This window comes from Pandoraea norimbergensis (assembly GCF_001465545.3).
Classification (GTDB): domain Bacteria; phylum Pseudomonadota; class Gammaproteobacteria; order Burkholderiales; family Burkholderiaceae; genus Pandoraea; species Pandoraea norimbergensis.
In genome coordinates this window covers 1,053,319-1,066,710 of the sequence record NZ_CP013480.3, presented here as the reverse complement: position 1 = coordinate 1,066,710, position 13,392 = coordinate 1,053,319, and the positions used below count along the sequence as shown (strand labels likewise).

At 62.5% G+C, this 13,392-nt stretch carries 14 protein-coding genes and 1 other RNA gene; 4 read left to right on the top strand and 11 right to left on the bottom strand.

The genetic code is table 11. The features are described 5' to 3' along the window. Positions 1 to 21: 21 nt before the first annotated feature. From AT302_RS04755 to tyrS, 4 genes are all read right to left on the bottom strand, one after another. Complete coding sequence (locus tag AT302_RS04755; protein WP_058377443.1) at positions 22 to 732, bottom strand: histidine phosphatase family protein; 711 nt, start codon at positions 730 to 732, stop codon at positions 22 to 24. A 146-nt stretch (positions 733 to 878) separates the two neighbouring features. After that, positions 879 to 1,505, bottom strand: a complete 627-nt coding sequence (locus tag AT302_RS04750; RefSeq protein ID WP_058377442.1) for a YbhB/YbcL family Raf kinase inhibitor-like protein — start codon at positions 1,503 to 1,505, stop codon at positions 879 to 881. Positions 1,506 to 1,586: 81 nt separating this feature from the next. Further along, on the bottom strand, positions 1,587 to 2,054 hold the full coding sequence (gene dtd / locus AT302_RS04745) for a D-aminoacyl-tRNA deacylase (RefSeq protein WP_058377441.1): 468 nt from the start codon (positions 2,052 to 2,054) through the stop codon (positions 1,587 to 1,589). A gap of 30 nt (positions 2,055 to 2,084) precedes the next feature. Beyond that, positions 2,085 to 3,329 (bottom strand): tyrosine--tRNA ligase, encoded by a 1,245-nt coding sequence (gene tyrS / locus AT302_RS04740; RefSeq protein WP_058377440.1) that lies wholly within the window; start codon positions 3,327 to 3,329, stop codon positions 2,085 to 2,087. 269 nt (positions 3,330 to 3,598) lie between these two features. Here tyrS and AT302_RS04735 point away from each other — a divergent pair, with 269 nt between their 5' ends. Together AT302_RS04735 and AT302_RS04730 are read left to right on the top strand one after the other, a co-directional pair. After that, positions 3,599 to 4,876: a M23 family metallopeptidase gene (locus tag AT302_RS04735; RefSeq protein ID WP_322788727.1), complete on the top strand. Its 1,278-nt coding sequence runs from the start codon at positions 3,599 to 3,601 to the stop codon at positions 4,874 to 4,876. 107 nt (positions 4,877 to 4,983) lie between these two features. After that, positions 4,984 to 6,141: an anhydro-N-acetylmuramic acid kinase gene (locus AT302_RS04730; RefSeq protein WP_058377439.1), complete on the top strand. Its 1,158-nt coding sequence runs from the start codon at positions 4,984 to 4,986 to the stop codon at positions 6,139 to 6,141. Positions 6,142 to 6,244: 103 nt separating this feature from the next. Here the strand turns inward: AT302_RS04730 and erpA are convergent, their stop codons facing one another. From erpA to rplM, 4 genes are all read right to left on the bottom strand, one after another. Continuing rightward, positions 6,245 to 6,610, bottom strand: coding sequence for an iron-sulfur cluster insertion protein ErpA (gene erpA / locus AT302_RS04725; protein ID WP_058377438.1), 366 nt, complete (start codon positions 6,608 to 6,610; stop codon positions 6,245 to 6,247). Positions 6,611 to 6,707: 97 nt separating this feature from the next. Further along, on the bottom strand, positions 6,708 to 7,751 hold the full coding sequence (gene argC, locus AT302_RS04720; protein WP_058377437.1) for an N-acetyl-gamma-glutamyl-phosphate reductase: 1,044 nt from the start codon (positions 7,749 to 7,751) through the stop codon (positions 6,708 to 6,710). Positions 7,752 to 7,922: 171 nt separating this feature from the next. Further along, a complete protein-coding gene (gene rpsI, locus AT302_RS04715) occupies positions 7,923 to 8,318 on the bottom strand; it encodes a 30S ribosomal protein S9 (protein ID WP_058377436.1) in 396 nt (131 codons plus the stop codon). Positions 8,319 to 8,327: 9 nt separating this feature from the next. Further along, positions 8,328 to 8,756 carry a 50S ribosomal protein L13 gene (rplM, locus tag AT302_RS04710; protein WP_010805091.1) on the bottom strand — a complete coding sequence of 143 codons (429 nt, stop codon included), beginning with the start codon at positions 8,754 to 8,756 and terminating at the stop codon, positions 8,328 to 8,330. Positions 8,757 to 9,422: 666 nt separating this feature from the next. On the opposite strand from rplM, the gene AT302_RS04705 reads away from it, so the two are divergent. Continuing rightward, positions 9,423 to 9,845 (top strand): OsmC family protein, encoded by a 423-nt coding sequence (locus AT302_RS04705; protein WP_058377435.1) that lies wholly within the window; start codon positions 9,423 to 9,425, stop codon positions 9,843 to 9,845. 109 nt (positions 9,846 to 9,954) lie between these two features. Here the strand turns inward: AT302_RS04705 and rnpB are convergent. The 3 genes from rnpB to pyrC all read right to left on the bottom strand — a co-directional run bounded on the left by rnpB (position 9,955) and on the right by pyrC (position 12,325). Then, an RNA gene (gene rnpB / locus AT302_RS04700) (RNase P RNA component class A) lies at positions 9,955 to 10,363 on the bottom strand. 53 nt (positions 10,364 to 10,416) lie between these two features. Beyond that, positions 10,417 to 11,271 (bottom strand): DUF3025 domain-containing protein, encoded by an 855-nt coding sequence (locus tag AT302_RS04695; RefSeq protein ID WP_237172063.1) that lies wholly within the window; start codon positions 11,269 to 11,271, stop codon positions 10,417 to 10,419. 16 nt (positions 11,272 to 11,287) lie between these two features. Beyond that, positions 11,288 to 12,325, bottom strand: a complete 1,038-nt coding sequence (gene pyrC, locus AT302_RS04690) for a dihydroorotase (RefSeq protein WP_058377434.1) — start codon at positions 12,323 to 12,325, stop codon at positions 11,288 to 11,290. 174 nt (positions 12,326 to 12,499) lie between these two features. On the opposite strand from pyrC, the gene AT302_RS04685 reads away from it, so the two are divergent. Continuing rightward, a complete protein-coding gene (locus tag AT302_RS04685) occupies positions 12,500 to 13,330 on the top strand; it encodes a class II glutamine amidotransferase (RefSeq protein WP_058377433.1) in 831 nt (276 codons plus the stop codon). Positions 13,331 to 13,392: the final 62 nt, after the last annotated feature.

Here is a 13,392-nt window from a genome sequence, read left to right as displayed (position 1 = left end):
GCCGAACGCGTCACAAACGCATCAAACCACGCGAGGATCCACGCGATCGGTCGAATTGCCCTCGGCAGGTTTGTCGTTGATCTCGTCACGCACGGCATCATCCAGATGCGTGACATCGCCCCAACTCAGCACCTGCCAATGCTCGCCATCGAACGCGATGCGGTTCACGCTCGCATTGAGTAGCGGGTACGCGCGCGGTGCGGACAGATCCAACCCCGTCGCCAGCCGGTAGCAGCAGTCAAGCACGCCGCCATGGGCCACCAGCGCGAGATGCTGTCCTTCGTAGTCGCGCAGCAACTGGCCGACGAAGTCGGTAATGCGTGCGTAGAAGCCGCGCGTCGACTCACCGCCCGGAATCGTGAAATCCGGATCGCGGGTCTGCCATCGCACGTAGTCCTGCGGAAATTGCGCCTGAATGTCGTCGGGCGTGCGCGTCTCGAATACACCGTAGTGCCGCTCGCGCAAGTTGGCCGTGCGCACCAGCGGCAGCCCGCAGGCCTTCGCTACCGGCTCAGCCGTCTGCACCGCGCGTTGCAAGTCGCTCGTCAGCACCTGATCGAAAACGTGACCTTGCGCCGCGACTTCACGCGCCACGCGCGCACCCAGCCGCACGGCCTGATGTTCGCCTTCGGCGGAGAGCGGAATGTCGGTATGTCCCTGAATGCGCTTCACGCGGTTCCAGTCGGTCTCGCCATGGCGAATCAGGGTCAGCGTCGTTGTCTTGCCAGTCATTCTGAGAATTACGTTCGTGCGCGATTGCGCGAGGGTCTGCAAAGGTCTGCAAAGGTCTGCGAGGGTCGAAGAAGGGGCTGAGCGTGCTTATCCGTGCGCTGAATGGGGCATGTCGCCCCATCCGCCCCTCACCCGTCGCTCACCCGTTATGCTGCCTTCGGGTTGAGGGTGTAGGTACCGGTCACGCTCGCCTTGCCGAGCACATGCGACTGGATCGCATGGACGACATCGTCACCGCCAAAGCGGCCGTCGAGCGGCACGCGTGCAACGTCGAGCGCATACACGGTGAAGTGATAGTGGTGAACAATCGTATCGTTCCACGGCGGGCACGGGCCGTCATAGCCGTAGTAGTCGCCCTTCATGCTCTCGTCGCCAGCAAACCACGCGGTGTAGTCGTTGACGCCGTGACGCATGCCGTCGAGCGCATCCGGGCCGAACTTGCCGCGCGGCGTGACGTGATTGCTATGGCTGGCAGCCGGGATTTCGTTGACCGATGCCGGTACGTCGACCAGCACCCAGTGATAGAAGTCGACGCGCGGCAGATCGGCCGGCACTTCGCGGCCTTCCTTGTTAACGTCATCCCCTTGGCTCGGCACATCGCTGTCGGTACAGATCACGACGAACGAGCGCGTGCCCGCAGGCACGTCGGACCAAGCCAGATGCGGATTCTTGTTTTGCGACAGCGCCACGTGTGACTGCGCGTCCGGCTTACCGAACGCAAACTGTGCATCTATCGCCGCATTGTCGGCGAACGAGTCACTCCAGACTTTCATCAGCTTCTCCCTTGCGATGTCATTTCAAAACCCAACGACGGTATCACACCGTCGAGTATCGCGTGAGATGCCGAGTCTGAATTACACGCCTTCGGGACGCGTTTGCAGCCAGAACGTGACGGGGCCGTCGTTGACGAGCGAGACACGCATATGCGCACCGAATTCGCCCGTCTCGACCTGAGGATGGCGCGAGCGCGCCTGCGTCACGAAGTGATCGAACAACCGTTGACCGTCCGCCGGGCTCGCTGCCGGCGTGAAGCTCGGACGCGTGCCGCTGTTGGTGTCGGCAGCCAGCGTGAACTGCGAGACGAGCAACAGCCCGCCCGCCAGCCCGTTGCCGTCCAGACTGCTCACGCTGCGATTCATCTTGCCCGCATCGTCGGAAAAGACACGATAGCCGAGCAGCTTCGTGAGCAGTTTGTCCGCACTCGCCTCGGTGTCGCCGCGCTCCGCGCAGACCAGCGCCAGCAGGCCCGGCCCAATGGCGCCCACGGTGCGGCCATCGACCGTCACCGCAGCTTCCAGTACGCGTTGAATGAGCGCGATCATGAGAGGCGAATTTGCGTCGAGTCGAGGTGATTACGCCAGCGTGACGCGGGCGAAGCGGCGCTTACCGACTTGCACCACGTACGTCCCGGCGTCGATCTTCGCGCCCTTGTCGGACACCACTTCGCCATCGATACGCACACCGCCCTGTTCGATATTGCGGTTGGCTTCCGAGGTCGACGGCACGAGGCCCGCCTGCTTGAGCAGTTGGGCGATGCCCAGCGGGGCGCCATCGAGGGAAACTTCCGGAATATCGTCCGGCACGCCGCCCTTGGCGCGCGCGTTGAAGTCTTCGAGCGCGCGCTCGGCATCGGCCTGCGAGTGGAAGCGCGCAACGATTTCCTGCGCGAGCAGCACCTTCACGTCGCGCGGGTTGCGCCCGCCGTCGACGCCCTGCTTCAGCTGCGCAATCTCTTCGAGCGTGCGGAACGACAGCAGCTCGTAGTAGCGCCACATCAGGTCGTCGGAGATGCTCATCAGCTTGCCGAACATCTCGCTCGGCTTCTCGCTGATGCCGATGTAGTTGCCCTTGGACTTCGACATCTTCTCGACGCCATCGAGCCCCACGAGCAGCGGCATCGTCAGAATGCACTGCGGCTCCTGACCGTACTGCTTTTGCAGCTCACGGCCCACCAACAGGTTGAATTTCTGGTCGGTACCGCCCAGCTCCAGATCCGACTCCAGCGCCACCGAATCGTAGCCCTGCATGAGCGGGTACAGAAACTCGTGAATCGCGATCGGCACACCGCCCTGAAAGCGCTTGGTGAAATCTTCGCGCTCCAGCATGCGCGCCATCGTGTAGCGCGACGCGAGCTTGATCATGCCGTCGGCGCCGAGCTTCATCGACCATTCGCTGTTGTAGCGAATCTCGGTCTTGCTGCGGTCGAGCACCAGCGCGGCCTGTTCGAAGTAGGTCTTGGCGTTCGCCTCGATCTGCTCGCGCGTGAGCGGCGGGCGCGTGCTGTTGCGGCCCGACGGGTCGCCGATCAGCGAGGTGAAGTCGCCGATCAGGAAAATGACCGTATGGCCCAGATCCTGCAACTGACGCATCTTGTTGAGCACCACCGTGTGACCGATGTGGATGTCCGGCGCCGTCGGGTCCAGACCCAGCTTGATGCGCAGCGGCTTGCCCGTGGCTTCGCTGCGGGCCAGCTTCTGAAGGAACTCCTCCTCCACCAGCAGCTCGTCGCAGCCGCGCTTGGCGATCGCCATAGCGGCCCGCGTGGCGTCAGTCACTGGGTACGTCTTTTCCGGGGTGAGTGTGTGTTCACTTGTCATAACTTCATTGTCCAGACTGCGTTAGGATTTCCCCCAACGCAAGAGATGTTGGCGCGTCTGCTATAATCGCCGCTCAATTCTCGGCTCGGGCCAAGGCGCCGCCGGGTTGCCGGAAGGCAATTCGAAGCGTGTCGCTCCGCCCGGGCTTTTTCGTAAGTTGCGCAGAATTTTACGTGATGTGGCCAAAACTCCGTGATTTTTTTGCGCGTGAACTGCTGACCCTGATTGATCCCACGCAGCCGAAGCACCGTCGAAGAAAGGTGCAAATCGTGGCGACGGTCGGTTCGGCCCTGACGTTGGGAATGGTGACCGCATTCGGCGTGGCCCCCATGGTGCCGGATTCGGCACGCAATGGTGCCAGCATCACGCTGCCGCTCACCTTCCCCGATCTGGCCCGACAAATCCAGCAGCTCGACGCGCAATCCCAGACCTTCATCCATCAAGTGGCGCTGCGGCGTGGCGAGACGCTTGGCGACATGCTTTCACGGCTGTCGATCCAAGACCCTGCTGCCGAGCGCTTCATTCGTGAGAATGCCGTCGCACGGCGTCTCATCGGCGTGCCCGCCGGTCAGGTCGTTCAGGCCGAAACCGACGACGACGGCAAGCTCGTTACGCTCTCCACTCTGATCTCGTCCGGCACGGCCAACGCCCAGCAGCTCGTGATCGAGCGCAATGACGCCGGCAAGCTGCGCGCCCGCATGGAACAGCTCGCGAACGACACCGAATGGTCCATGCGCTCGGGTGCCATCGCCGGCAACTTCTTCACGGCCATGGACGACGCGGGCGTGCCCGACGCCGTGGTCGCGCAGATGGTCAACATCTTCTCCGGTGTGATCAACTTCCAGCGCGACGTGCGCCGGGGCGACCGGTTCCGGCTCGTGTACGAAGTGGTCAAGCAGCAAGACCGCACCGTGCGCACCGGCCGAATTCTCGCCATCGAGTTCATCAATCAGGGCAAGACGCATCAGGCCATCTGGTACGCGGACCCGCAAGGCAACACCGACGGCGCGTATTACGGCTTCGACGGGCGCAACCTCAAGCAGGCTTTCCTGCGCACGCCGGTCGAGTTCTCGCGGATTTCGTCGGCATTCGGCGGCCGAGAGCATCCGTTCCAGCATCAGTGGAAGAAGCATGAAGGCGTCGATCTTGCCGCCCCGGTCGGCACGCGCGTCTTTGCGGCGGGTGATGGCGTGGTGAAGTTCGTCGGCAAGCAGAACGGCTACGGCAACCTGATCGAGATCAACCACGCGGGCGACTATCAGACGCGCTACGCTCACCTGTCGGGCTTTAGCTCGGGCTTGAAGCCGGGGGCGCGCGTCACGCAGGGTCAGGTCATCGGCTTTGTCGGCCAGACCGGCTGGGCAACGGGGCCGCATCTGCATTACGAACTGCGCTACAAGAACGTGCCGCGCAATCCGTTTGCCACCGATGTGGCCGCCGTCGCACCGCTCTCGGGCCCGCGCCTGAAGCTGTTCGACATGTATGCCGCCAACCTTCTCAAGCGCATCGATCTGATGCGCACCGTGCAGGTCGCCGAGCGCGACTAAGGTATGCTGGAGGCCGCACCGGCGGGCGATGACGTGCGAGGGTTAGCACACGTCGCCCGCCGGTGCGAAAAGTTTCCCGGCTCCCCCCGAACGTCTGCGCTCCGCCCATGACCGACATCGCATCCCAAGGCGCCCATCCGGCCGCCGCCGCTGCAACCTCCTACTTCATCGGCCTCATGTCCGGCACCAGCCTTGATGGTGTTGATGGCGTACTCGTTGCGTCTCCCGGAGGCCAAGTACTCGCCGAAGCGTATGTCCCGTTCCCGGCGGATTTGCGTGAGACGCTCATGGTGCTGCAAGCGCCGTCGGAGAATGAGTTGCATCGGGAGGCGCTGGCCGCCAACGCGCTCGCACGGCATTACGCCGACTGCGTGAAAACACTCCTCGCGAACGCCGGGTTACCGGCATCGGCGATCACCGCCGTGGGCGCACATGGACAGACCATTCGCCATCGTCCCGGCGAATTCGACGGCGTCGGTTACACGCGCCAACTGAACGCCCCGGCGTTGATCGCAGAATTGACCGGCATCGACGTGGTCGCGGATATCCGCAGCCGCGACGTCGCTGCGGGCGGCCAAGGCGCACCGCTGGTGCCCGCCTATCATCAGGCGAAGTTTTCGGACGCGAGCCAGACGCGCGTGGTCTGCAACCTCGGCGGCATCAGCAACGTGACGATTCTGCCGGCTGCGGCATTGGGCAAGCCGGTGACCGGCTTCGATTGCGGCCCCGGCAATGCGCTGCTCGACGGTTGGGCTGCGCGGCATCTCGGCAAGACCTATGACGATGGCGGCGCATGGGGTGCCAGCGGACGCGTCGACGACGCCCTGCTCGCCGCGTTGATGAGCGCGCCCTATTTCACTCAAACACCCCCCAAGAGCACGGGGCGTGATCTGTTCCACGCCGCATGGCTGGACGCCCATCTGGCGGCCTTCCCCGGTGTGGCGCCGGTCGATGTTCAGGCGACGCTGGTCGCGCTCACGGCCCAATGCGTGGCCGACGACGTGCTTCGCTATGCGCCGGACTGCAAGGGCTTCTACGCGTGCGGTGGCGGCACGCGCAATCGGGCGCTGATGCAGGCGATTGCCGCTCGTCTGCCCGGAATGACGGTCGCGACGACGGATGCGCTCGGCGTGCCGCCGAATCAGGTCGAAGCGCTCGCCTTCGCTTGGCTGGCTGAGCGGTGTCTGGCGCGCCTGCCGGGCAATCTGCCATCGGTCACTGGCGCTGCCGGCCCGCGCGTTCTCGGGGCGATCTACCCCCGCTGACGGGGATTCCGTGGCGATACCGGCTGCTGAGATGACGAGTTAACGAGAAAAGGGCCCTTACGGGCCCTTTCTCTTGGTACATCCGGTACTGCCGTCGTGTCGCTCAGACCGAGAACGACGAGCCGCAGCCACAGGTCGTGGAAGCGTTCGGGTTCTTGATCACGAACTGTGCGCCGTTGATATCTTCTTTGTAGTCGATCTCGGCGCCCACCAGATACTGGTAGCTCATCGAGTCGATCAGCAGCGAGACACCGTTCTTGTCGAGCACGGTGTCATCTTCGTTCACGTCTTCGTCGAAGGTGAAACCATACTGAAAGCCGGAGCAACCGCCACCCTGCACGAAAACGCGCAGTTTGAGTTCCGGGTTGCCTTCTTCGTCGATCAGTTGCTTGACCTTGTCCGCGGCGCTGTCCGTAAAGACCAGAAACGCGGGCATTTCCGTGACGGCGGCCTCAAGCGGTGCGTTCATCGCAAATCTCCATAATTCGGTTGGGTACCATTCTATTCCCTATTCCGAAATCGTGCCGACGGCAGAAAAATCAAGAGCTTAGGGACAAAAAATACCGTTACGGCAGTACGGGAATATGGGTCAGACCCATGTTCTCCGGCAGGCCGAACATCAGGTTCATACATTGCACGCCCTGACCGGACGCGCCCTTGACCAGGTTGTCCTCGACCACGAGGATGACCAGCGTGTCTTCGTTGCCCGGGCGATGCACCGCCACGCGCACGTAGTTCGAAGCACGTACCCAGCGCGTTTCCGGCATCGAACCCGCCGGCAGCACGTCGACGAACGGCTCGTTCTCGTAATAGGTTTCAAACAATTGCTGGAAATCGGTGTCGCGCGCTTCGGGCAGGATCGTCGCGTAGAGCGTCGAATGAATGCCGCGAATCGTCGGCAGCAGGTGCGGCACGAACGTCAGGCCCACATCGTAGCCTGCAATCGCTTCCAGTCCCTGCTTAATTTCCGGATGGTGGCGATGGCCCTTCACGCCATACGCCTTGAAGTTGTCCAGCGTCTCGGCCAGGATCAGCGAGGTCTCGCCCTTGCGGCCGGCACCGCTGGCGCCCGACTTGGCGTCGGCGATCAGGTGCTTCGCATCGACCAGCTTGCGGCCGCCGGCGAACAGCGGCGCGTAGCCGAGTTGCACCGACGTCGGGTAGCAGCCCGGCAGGCCGATCACACGCGCTTGCTTGATCTGCTCGCGGTTGATTTCGGGCAGGCCATAAACGGCTTCTTCGAGAATATCCGGGCAGGCATGCGGCATGCCGTACCACTTCTCGAACGTGGCCGTGTCCTTGAGACGGAAGTCGGCGGCCAGGTCGATCACGCGCACGCCGGCAGCGAGCAACTCTCGCGCCTGCGCCATCGCCACACCGTGCGGGGTCGCAAAAAAGACCACGTCGCAATCGGTCAGACGGGCGTCATCGGGCGTGCAAAACGCCAGATCCACGCGGCCACGCAGGTTCGGATACATATCGGCGACCAGCGTACCCGCTTCCTTGCGCGAGGTAATCGCCGTCAATTGTGCTTCCGGGTGCTGCGCCAGCAAACGGAGCAGCTCCACACCGGTATAGCCGGTGCCGCCTACGATACCTACCTTGACCATGTCCTACCCCAACGAAATTGGAAACGGGATTCTATCAAGCTTCGACGACACGTGTGAGACGGCGCCGCACCCCGAAACATCACAAACCAAAAACATAAGAAAAAAGGCCGCGCGAGGCGGCCCTTTCTCCGGATCTGCCGAGTCGGCAGATGCCAACAAGCACTCGTGCGATTAACGCTTCGAGAACTGTTTGCGACGGCGGGCCTTGTGCAGACCAACCTTCTTACGTTCGACTTCACGAGCATCGCGGGTAACGAAACCAGCGGTCGACAGCGACGGCTTGAGGGTCGCGTCGTAGTCGATCAGTGCACGCGTGATGCCGTGACGAACCGCACCGGCCTGACCCGTTTCACCACCGCCCGACACGTTGACTTTGATGTCGAACGTTTCAGCGTGGTTGGTCAGTTCGAGCGGCTGACGAACGATCATCAGCGACGTTTCGCGAGCGAAGTACTCTTTGATCGGCTTGCCATTGACGACGATGTCGCCCTTGCCAGCCTTGATGAACACACGAGCCACTGCGCTCTTGCGACGGCCCGTGCCGTAATTCCAATCGTTTTTGAACATGGCTGGCCCTTAGATCTCGAGCGACTTCGGTTGCTGCGCTTCGTGCGGATGGTTACCGTCGGCGTAAACCTTCAGCTTCTTGATCATCGCGTAGCCCAGCGGACCCTTCGGCAGCATGCCCTTCACGGCTTTCTCGAGCGCACGGCCCGGGAAACGCTCTTGCATCTTGCCAAACGTGGTTTCGTAGATACCGCCCGGGTAACCCGTGTGACGGTAGTACTTCTTGTCAGTTTGCTTTGCGCCCGTAACTTTCAGCTTGGCAGCATTGACGATGATGATGTAATCACCCGTGTCAACGTGCGGCGTGAATTCCGGTTTGTGCTTGCCGCGCAGACGGCGTGCCACTTCGCTGGCGACACGGCCGAGGACTTTGTCCGTCGCGTCAATCACAAACCATTCGCGCGTCACCTCTGCCGGCTTAGCGGAAAACGTCTTCATGATCGATCCAATTAAAAAACTGCTTGCCCCATAGACACCAACTTCCTGCTTGTCTGCCGGCCGCGTCCTTGTGATTTGGGTCACATGGCGCAGTCCTGTGCTTGCAGGCTCTCCCTGATGCTTTTTCCGTGGGCATTTCCGGAAAAGCCGTTGATTATACAGAAAAAACGACCGCCCGGTAAACGCGCTTGGGTAAACCGCACTTTCGACGCACTTTTCGGGGGCACAAAAAAAAACCCGAACCTCATTGGGTCCGGGTTAAATCCACCAAAGGAGGAGGGTGGAGGAGACACTTGCAGAATTGCTGTGAAGCACAACAACCAATGACTGAAGTCTAGCAAAGCCGATGGTGCGTTGCAAGAAAATTTATAGTGCGAAATACAACACCACATTATGAAATTCTCAAAAATCGCATACAAACTAACATAGCTGTTTAATTTCAATAAGTTATGAAGAAACGCACGCTCAGATCGTTCTGCCTGCTAGAGCTTTTTGCCTAAATTTAGGGTTTTTCCCCCTGAAAACCCGATCAAAAAAGCGCCAATATTGCGACGCAACAACTCAGACCGCCCGGAGGCTGCCGGACGCGAGTCGGACGGCATCGTACGCACTATTGCGGAAGCCGCTACAATTTTTGCTTGAACGAGAATTCGGGGTATCGAGATTATGGAATGCAAGGTTAGCTGGATGGGCCAGGATGGCATGGCCTTCATCGCGGAGACGGGCAGTGGGCACATCGTCGCGATGGATGGGGCGCCGGAAGGAGGTGGCCGTAACCTGGCACCGCGTCCGATGGAGATGCTGCTGGTCGGCACCGGGGGGTGCACCGCGTACGACGTGGTGATGATCCTCAAGAAGAGCCGCGCGGAGGTCAAGGATTGCAGCGTCACGCTCAAGGCCGAGCGCGCCAGCGAAGACCCCAAGGTCTTCACGAAGATTCACTTCCACTTCACCGTGACGGGCCGCAACCTGAACCCGGCTACCGTCGAGCGCGCCGTGACGCTCTCGCACGACAAGTACTGCTCGGCGTCGATCATGCTCGCCAAGACGGCCGAGCTCACGCACAGCGTGGAAATCGTCGAAGGCTGAGGCACAAGGGCATGAGCGTGAGCGATTGGCGTCGCGCGCGCTATGTCGCGAAAGTCCCGTCGCAGAAAGACAAAAGGCTCCCTCACGGGAGCCTTTCGCTTTTGTATCGATGCAGAGACGGCCGATAAGCCGGATTCTGTGAACGCGACTCGCGCCGCGCCTGACAACCATTCCTCTAGGCGACGCATCACTACGCCGCTCAAGCTTCCTACCCGCAGGCTCCCGGGGGCCCCGTTGCCGGCACACGCACAAGGCGCATGCCGCTCACCTGCCTATTTGGAATTGCTCCGGGTGGAGGTTACCGTGCCGTGTGCGTTGCCGCACGCCGCGGTGCGCTCTTACCGCACCGTTTCACCCTTACCTGATCCGCCTGGCTTGCGCCAGGGGCCATCGGCGGTCTGTTCTCTGTTGCCCTGTTCCGCGTCTCACGACGGATGGCCGTTAGCCATCACCCTGCCCTATGGAGTCCGGACTTTCCTCCCCCTTCCGAAGAAGGCGGCGATTGTCTGGCCGACTCTGCGGGCCGAAGTGTATCACGCGCGCGCCTTGCCCCACGCCCAACCACCCCGGATTACCGCGCTTGCGGCTTCCCCGCGGGCAAATCGGCCCGACGCCCCGGGCGAAACACCGACGTGTCGCTGTAATAGTCCGAATCGCCGTTCGCCGGCCACCACCCCGGGATACCCAACACCGGCAATGGCGCGAAGTCACGCGGCTTGAACGGAATGCCGGCAAGCCCCGGCGCTAGCCGGGCGTCGAGCCAGTCGAGGCGTCCGGCGGGTGACAGCCGGAAGTAATCGGCCGGGACATCGACAATCCATGCGTGCGCCGTGATCGCCTTGTAGGGCGTAACCAGCTTCTCCAGCAAAGCGTGCCCGAACGGCTGCACTTCGCAGGCACGACCCCACTCCGCGCGGCGCGTGACGAACAGGGTCTGCCAGTCGAAGCTGCGCAGCGCAGCGGACAAAGCCGGGTCGCTACAGGCAAAGATGACCGCATTTTCGTCGAACAAGGTCGCCGCATCGCGGGTGGCCCCACGGGTGGCCTGCACGCCATCGGACGCGATGGCCGCAGCTTGCCGGGCGTTGAGCGCCGCCTTGCTGCGCGGGTAGGCCAGCCAGATCAGCGCATTGAAGAAGTCATGCAGATTGGGCCGGGTCGGCACGCCGCCAGTCGCGGCAATAAAGGCTTCGTAAGCCGTGTCTTCCGGCAAATCCGCCTGTGCGACGAAGCACAACGGCTTGCCGTGCCCGCTGACCTGAGCGGCCGCCCTCGCCTGCGACGACAGCGCCGCTCGCCAGTCGCCGCTGGCGAGCGCGCCCTGCCCGTGCGCCCTGAGCGCCGCGAACCACGGTTGCGGCCAGTCGATATCGGGCAATGCATCCGCCGTGTGCGGCTGGGTCATCACGGGCAACACAGACAGCATCGAAAAACGCCCTGCCTCAGCCCTTGAGCTTCCAGCCGATAACCTCGCCACCGCGCAGCGGCACGACGGTCGCGTCGCCCATCGGCAATTCGGCCGGCAGTTCCCAGTCTTCGCGCACCAGCGTGATTTTGTCGGCGTTACGCGGCAGTTCGTAGAAATCCGGGCCGTGGAAGCTGGCAAACCCTTCCAGCTTGTCGAGCGCACCGGCGTTATCGAACGCTTCCGCGTACAGCTCCACGGCGTGCAGGGCCGTGTAGCAACCCGCGCAACCGCAGGCCATTTCCTTCGCGCCACGGGCGTGGGGGGCGCTATCCGTGCCCAGGAAGAAGCGCGCGCTGCCCGACGTGGCAGCCTTAACCAGCGCCTCACGGTGGATCTCGCGCTTGAGCACCGGCAGGCAGTAGTAATGCGGGCGGATGCCGCCGGTGAAGATCGCATTGCGGTTGTACAGCAGATGATGCGCGGTGATCGTGGCGCCGATGGGGCCTTCGGCCTCAGCGACGTACTCGGCGGCATCCTTCGTGGTGATGTGCTCGAACACCACCTTGAGTGCCGGGAAATCACGGCGCAGCGGCTTCATCACGCGGTCGATGAAGACTTTTTCGCGATCGAAGATATCGATATCCGAACTCGTGACTTCGCCGTGCACGAGCAGCGGCATACCGACTTCCTGCATGGCTTCGAGCGCACCGCGGCACTTGGCCAGATCGGTCACGCCGGCATCCGAGTTGGTGGTGGCGCCTGCCGGGTAGAGCTTCACGCCATGCACGAAACCCGACGCCTTAGCGCGACGGATCTCGTCCCCCGGGGTGTTGTCGGTGAGATACAACGTCATGAGCGGCTCGAACGTGTTGCCGGCCGGGCGTGCCGCGAGGATGCGCTCGCGGTAGGCGGCAGCATGCTCGGTGGTGGTGACCGGCGGCTTGAGGTTCGGCATGATGATCGCGCGGCCGAACTGGCGGGCGCTGTCGGGCAGCACGCTCTTGAGCACAGCGCCATCGCGCACGTGCAGGTGCCAGTCATCGGGACGGGTGATAGTCAGTTCGGTGGTCATGATCGGTTCCGGGGCTGCTGGGCCGTGCCGGCGGGTGGGGCGTCGGCGCGACGAACTTTTTAGGACGGGAATGTACGTGCACAGGGGCCGGTGCTATGCTTGTGCAACCCCATATTGTAACGGCAGCTGCGCACTGACACGACGTGAGCTGCCAATCAGAGATTTGCCCGCCCCATGTGCCAACTGCTTGGAATGAATTGCGCAGAACCGACCGACATCACGTTCTCATTTACCGGTTTTGCGGCGCGCGGGGGCGGCACTGACCATCATGCCGACGGCTGGGGTATCGCCTTCTTCGAAGACAAGGCCTGCCGGCTCTTCATCGATCATCAGGCCGCCGCCAATTCGCCCATCGCCGAACTGGTGAAGAAATACCCCATCAAGTCGAAAAACGTCATCGCGCACATCCGCAAGGCGACCCAAGGCATCGTTGAGCTGGAGAACTGCCATCCGTTCCAGCGCGAACTGTGGGGGCGTCACTGGATCTTCGCGCACAACGGCGACCTGCACGATTACGACCCGTTCCTCTCCGGCGTGTACCAGCCGGTCGGCACGACCGACAGCGAGCGCGCGTTCTGCGACATCATGCAAGGCCTGCGCAAGCGCTTCCCCGGCTCACAACCCCCGCTCGACGAGCTGTTCCACGCGGTGGAAGACATCACGCGCACGATCACCCGCCACGGCGTGTTCAACTTCGTGCTCTCGAACGGACAGGCCCTGATCGCCCACTGCTCGACCAAGCTGCATTTCATCGCCCGTCAGTGGCCGTTCGCGAAGGCGCATCTGATCGATGCCGACTGGGAAATCGACTTCGCCAAGTTCACGACGCCGGCCGACCGCGTGGCGGTCATCGCGACGGTGCCGCTGACCGACAACGAAGTCTGGACGACCTTCGAGCCGGGCGAGCTGATCCTCTTCGAAAACGGCGCCCCGACGCAGCGCGCCGTCGTCCCGATTCCGGAAGCCGTACGCCTGCGCAACGCGCAGAACACCGCCTGCCAGTAAGCCTCCGGTGCATCTCGTGCGCACCGAGCGGCCATAAAAAAAGCGTGCCCGTGGGCACGCTT

Bases quoted from the DNA above. Each gene is read 5' to 3' on its own strand.
- AT302_RS04755 (WP_058377443.1), bottom strand. From the start codon at position 732: ATGACTGGCAAGACAACGACGCTGACCCTGATTCGCCATGGCGAGACC.
- AT302_RS04750 (WP_058377442.1), bottom strand. From the start codon at position 1,505: ATGAAAGTCTGGAGTGACTCGTTCGCCGACAATGCGGCGATAGATGCA.
- dtd (WP_058377441.1), bottom strand. From the start codon at position 2,054: ATGATCGCGCTCATTCAACGCGTACTGGAAGCTGCGGTGACGGTCGAT.
- tyrS (WP_058377440.1), bottom strand. From the start codon at position 3,329: ATGACAAGTGAACACACACTCACCCCGGAAAAGACGTACCCAGTGACT.
- AT302_RS04730 (WP_058377439.1), top strand. From the start codon at position 4,984: ATGACCGACATCGCATCCCAAGGCGCCCATCCGGCCGCCGCCGCTGCA.
- erpA (WP_058377438.1), bottom strand. From the start codon at position 6,610: ATGAACGCACCGCTTGAGGCCGCCGTCACGGAAATGCCCGCGTTTCTG.
- argC (WP_058377437.1), bottom strand. From the start codon at position 7,751: ATGGTCAAGGTAGGTATCGTAGGCGGCACCGGCTATACCGGTGTGGAG.
- rpsI (WP_058377436.1), bottom strand. From the start codon at position 8,318: ATGTTCAAAAACGATTGGAATTACGGCACGGGCCGTCGCAAGAGCGCA.
- rplM (WP_010805091.1), bottom strand. From the start codon at position 8,756: ATGAAGACGTTTTCCGCTAAGCCGGCAGAGGTGACGCGCGAATGGTTT.
- AT302_RS04705 (WP_058377435.1), top strand. From the start codon at position 9,423: ATGGAATGCAAGGTTAGCTGGATGGGCCAGGATGGCATGGCCTTCATC.
- AT302_RS04695 (WP_237172063.1), bottom strand. From the start codon at position 11,271: ATGCTGTCTGTGTTGCCCGTGATGACCCAGCCGCACACGGCGGATGCA.
- pyrC (WP_058377434.1), bottom strand. From the start codon at position 12,325: ATGACCACCGAACTGACTATCACCCGTCCCGATGACTGGCACCTGCAC.
- AT302_RS04685 (WP_058377433.1), top strand. From the start codon at position 12,500: ATGTGCCAACTGCTTGGAATGAATTGCGCAGAACCGACCGACATCACG.